Annotated in this window: 5 protein-coding genes; 1 reads left to right on the forward strand and 4 read right to left on the reverse strand. The window is 67.6% G+C overall.

All coding sequences use genetic code 11. The annotated features are described in order from the left end of the window. A partial coding sequence (locus tag VNF71_16505; protein HVA76158.1) for a DnaB-like helicase N-terminal domain-containing protein occupies positions 1-594 on the reverse strand: 594 nt, incomplete at its 3' end. A gap of 184 nt (positions 595-778) precedes the next feature. Between VNF71_16505 and VNF71_16510 the strand changes: the two genes are divergently transcribed. Then, positions 779-2,515: an IS1634 family transposase gene (locus tag VNF71_16510; protein ID HVA76159.1), complete on the forward strand. Its 1,737-nt coding sequence runs from the start codon at positions 779-781 to the stop codon at positions 2,513-2,515. Between the two features lie 90 nt (positions 2,516-2,605). Here the strand turns inward: VNF71_16510 and VNF71_16515 are convergent, their stop codons facing one another. From VNF71_16515 to VNF71_16525, 3 genes are all read right to left on the reverse strand, one after another. Further along, complete coding sequence (locus tag VNF71_16515) at positions 2,606-3,010, reverse strand: VOC family protein (GenBank protein ID HVA76160.1); 405 nt, start codon at positions 3,008-3,010, stop codon at positions 2,606-2,608. Positions 3,011-3,020: 10 nt separating this feature from the next. Continuing rightward, positions 3,021-3,479 (reverse strand): helix-turn-helix transcriptional regulator, encoded by a 459-nt coding sequence (locus VNF71_16520; protein ID HVA76161.1) that lies wholly within the window; start codon positions 3,477-3,479, stop codon positions 3,021-3,023. A gap of 329 nt (positions 3,480-3,808) precedes the next feature. Next, on the reverse strand, positions 3,809-4,022 hold a 214-nt coding region (locus VNF71_16525), incomplete at its 5' end, for a hypothetical protein (GenBank protein HVA76162.1).

Below are 4,022 nucleotides of genomic sequence, written 5' to 3' on the forward strand. Positions count from 1 at the left end.
ATCGGCGAGAGACTCGAAGTGGAGTGGGGCCTGCGCTACGGGGCCACTGTCGGTTATTCGGTCCAGTGCCGCAGCGATCGCCAGCCGGTCGCCGAGCTGGGCGGCAGTTCCGAGCTCGAGTGCGGCTGCCTGTAGGGCGCGGTTCCGGGCGTGCTCGGCGACACGGTCGGCGTAGTCGGCACCGTTTCTCGACTCTGCGTTGCCACCGATGCCCACGAGAGCGGCGGCGTCGTCGGTGAGTCCGAGCTGGCGCAGGTGATGCCCGACGGTGGCAAGGTCGACCGGATGTCCAGTGCTCCACAGATCAGCGATCGCCGAGAAGAGGCGCCCGTGCAGCGGCAGGTAGAACATGCTCTCGTCGACGCGGGCGGCAGCATCCTCGATCGCCTGGGACGAGAGCAGCATGGCGCCAATGAGACACGCCTCTATCTCGGGGTCGTGCGATGCGACTGGCCGGTGCCCGTTGCCATTGGTCGACGGTGGCGCCGTGCGGGCGCCTCTGGCGTTCACGCTGCCCGAGCGGTGTCGAGTGCCTCGGCGTCGTCGTCCTCGGCGGCGTCTAGGCCGAAGTTCCCCCCGCTCACCGTGGCGCATCGGCCATTTTTGGGCCGTGACCTGCGAACTTCTGCCCACGGTGGCGCTTAGGCGTAGTCATGTACCTCCACCGGGTTCTTCGGTGGGAAGTGCGCGCTGGAGTTCCCATTCTGCGCGCAATAGTTAGCAGAACTAGGTCCGGCGAGTCCTTGATCCAGGGCCTCGTGGGGTTCATAATGTCGACATGTATGTTGCCGTGGTTCCCAACCGGGGCTCACCGCCGGCCATCCTGCTGCGCGAGAGCTTCCGCGAGGACGGCAAGGTCAAGAACCGCACGCTCGCCAACCTGAGCCACTGGCCCGACGCCAAGGTCACCGCCCTGCGCGCCGTGCTGAAGGGCGAGCCGGCACCGACCGCGCTGGCGCAGGCGTTCGAGATCACCCGCAGCCTCCCGCACGGCCATGTGGCCGCCGTGCTGGGCACGCTCCGCGACCTTGGGCTCGAAGAGCTGATCGACTCCGAGCCCTCGCGCCGGCGCGACCTGGTGCTGGCGATGATCTGTGCCGCCGTGATCGATCCCACCTCCAAGCTCGCCACCGCACGGGGGCTGCGCGCAGAGACGGCCACGAGCAGCCTTGGGGCGCTGCTCGGCCTCACCGCCGCCGATGAGGACGACCTCTACGACGCCATGGACTGGCTGCACGAACGGCAGGCGACGATCGAGGACGCCCTGGCGGCGCGCCACCTGGTGGGCGAGACCCTCGTGCTCTACGACGTCTCGTCGGCGGCCTTCGAAGGCACCACCTGCCCGCTCGGCGCCATCGGCCATGCCCGTGACGGCGTGCGCGGCCGCAAGCAGATCGTCTACGGGGTGCTCACCAACACCGCCGGCATCCCTGTCGCCGTCGAGGTCTTCAGAGGCAACACCGGTGACCCGAAGACGGTGGCCCCCCAGGTGAAGAAGTTGCAGGAGCGCTTCGGGATCACCCGCATCTGCGTGGTGGGCGACCGGGGCATGCTCACGGCGGCGCGCATCCGGGAGGACATCGTGCCCGCCGAGCTCGACTGGATCAGCGCGCTGCGGGCCCCGCAGATCAAGAAACTGGCCGAGCAGGGCGTGATCCAGCCGTCATTGTTCGACGAGACCGACCTGGTGGAGATCACCCACCCCGACTTCCCCGGCGAGCGCCTGGTGGCCTGCAAGAACCCCTTCTTGGCCCAAGAGCGCACCGACAAGCGCACCGCCCTGCTCGATGCCACCGAGAAGGTCCTCACCGATATCCAGACCGCCGTTTCGCGTCAGCGCCAGCCGCTTCGGGGCAAGGACAAGATCGCACTGCGCGTCGGGCGGGAGATCGGTCGCTACAAGGTGGCCAAGCACTTCGTGGTGGAGATCGAAGACGACTCCATCACCTGGCGGCGCGACACCGAGCGCATCGAGGCCGAGGCGGCGCTCGACGGCATCTACGTGGTGCGCACCAGTCTCAGCGCCGACACCATCGTCGCCGGTGACGCCGTGGAGCGCTACAAGGACCTCGAAGGCGTGGAGCGGGTGTTCCGGGGCATGAACTCGGACCTCTTCGTGCGCCCCATCCGCCACCGCCTGGAGGACCGGGTCCGCACACACGTGTTTCTGCGCATGCTCGCCTACTACGTCATCCTGCACATGCAGAAGCGCCTGGCCCCGATGCTGTTCCGTGACGAGCACCTGGCCGAGGCGCGCGCCGAGCGCCCGAGCCCGGTCGCCCCGGCGCAGCGTTCGAAGATCGCCAAGCGCAAGATCGCCACCAAGCGCACCGCCGACGGCGATCCGGTGCACAGCTTCCAGAGCCTGCTCGGCGATCTCGCCACCATCTGCGCCAACCGCATCGAGCCGAGCGACACCTCGGTGGGCGCCTTCCACATGCTCACCACGCCGACCCCGCTCCAGCGCCGGGCGTTCGAACTGCTCGGCGTCTCGCACCGCCTCGGCTACGCGTAGTCAGCACGGCCGCCGAGCGCCGATGTTCTTCCTGGTCAGCGAGGCGTCGGCTCTCCAGTGGGGGGAACTTCGGACTAGAGAGCGACGGGTCTACGCCTGCTCGATGCGAAGCCTGTTGCCCGCGGGATCGCGCACAGCGGCATCACGGACGCCCCAGGGCTGGCTGGCGGGTTCCTGCAACACTTCCACGCCGGGCGAGGTAGCGATCTTGTCGAACGTCGCATCGAGGTTGTTCGTGCGGAAATGGACCGGGTACATCTCGCCCTTGGCGAGTATGGCGGCGAGGGCGTCCCCGTCCTCCTGGGAGCGTCCCGCATGCGGCTGCGACAGCACGATACCGATCTCAGGTTGAGTGTCGCTGCCGAGGGTGATCCAGCGGAAGGCGCCATTGGAGACCTCGTTGCGCACCGTCAGGCCGAGGGTGTCGCGGTAGAAGCCGAGGGCGGCCTCGGGGTCGTCGACGAGGATGTGCACAGTGCTGAGTGACACGGTCATGGCACAGACGTTACGTGGGTGCGCCGACGGATTGCTTCTCCGAAACTGCTCTCTTCGAGCTCTCCTGGGCCGCGCCTCTGCGCGGCCGGGCCAATACCATCGTCTGGCAGGGGGGAAAAGCGCGCCACTCGTCGTGGTTGCAGGCCCGGTACTCAGACGGAGTCTCGCCGACAAGCTCGGTGAACCGGGACGAAAAGGACCCGAGGCTCGTCCAGCCGACCGCGTAGCAGACATCGGTAACGCTCATGTCGCCCCGGCGCAATAGCGCCTTCGCCCGCTCTATGCGCCGGGTCATGAGGTACGAGTAGGGCGACTCGCCATACGCCTCGCGGAAGCGGCGGCTGAAGTGCGCCGTGGACATCAACGCCGTTCGGGCGAGCGCTGGGACGTCGAGGGGATGGGCGTACTCGCGGTCCATCCGATCACGGGCCCGGCGCAGTCGACGCAGCTCGTCAAGGTCGGCGCTCATGCGATCCATTCTGCACTTCATCCGGCGACAGTGAGACGAAGGCAGCCTGGCGCATGTACCACCGCTCTCAGGCCAGGGGGCCGGCTCGATGTCGTTGACGTCGCGCCACGGACACATCGCGTCTCGTGATGGTGCTCCGAACCAGGTAGTCAACGCGTCTGGAAACCCCGGTTGGTGAGGTATGCCACCCAGGGAGCATGTCCGTCTGCCGGATCAACACGGCCGTGGGAGCGGTGACCTCGACGTGCAGGGAGCCCCAACGCCTCGACATACGCAGCCTCGACCAGCTGCCCTCGAGCCGCCCACGGCGTCATGTCGAACCCCCCGGCTCACCGAGGTTCAGCAATGCGGGCCGGGCGTCGTGAAACAGGGGTGAAGACCCGCAGCGGGCCGTCGGCGGTCACGAGATCCAGATCGGGCATGCGACGTCCGAGCCGGGAATATCCTTCACCGAGGTCGTAGCGATAGCGAATGTCGAAACGAGACATGGCGGCGAACCGCTTGCGAGGCTCGTCCATGCTCAGCAGCACGGTCAGGGTGTCG

The organism is Acidimicrobiales bacterium (assembly GCA_035533095.1).
GTDB lineage: Bacteria > Actinomycetota > Acidimicrobiia > Acidimicrobiales > Palsa-688 > DATLUM01.

Bases quoted from the DNA above. Each gene is read 5' to 3' on its own strand.
- VNF71_16515 (HVA76160.1), bottom strand. From the start codon at position 3,010: ATGACCGTGTCACTCAGCACTGTGCACATCCTCGTCGACGACCCCGAG.
- VNF71_16520 (HVA76161.1), bottom strand. From the start codon at position 3,479: ATGAGCGCCGACCTTGACGAGCTGCGTCGACTGCGCCGGGCCCGTGAT.
- VNF71_16510 (HVA76159.1), top strand. From the start codon at position 779: ATGTATGTTGCCGTGGTTCCCAACCGGGGCTCACCGCCGGCCATCCTG.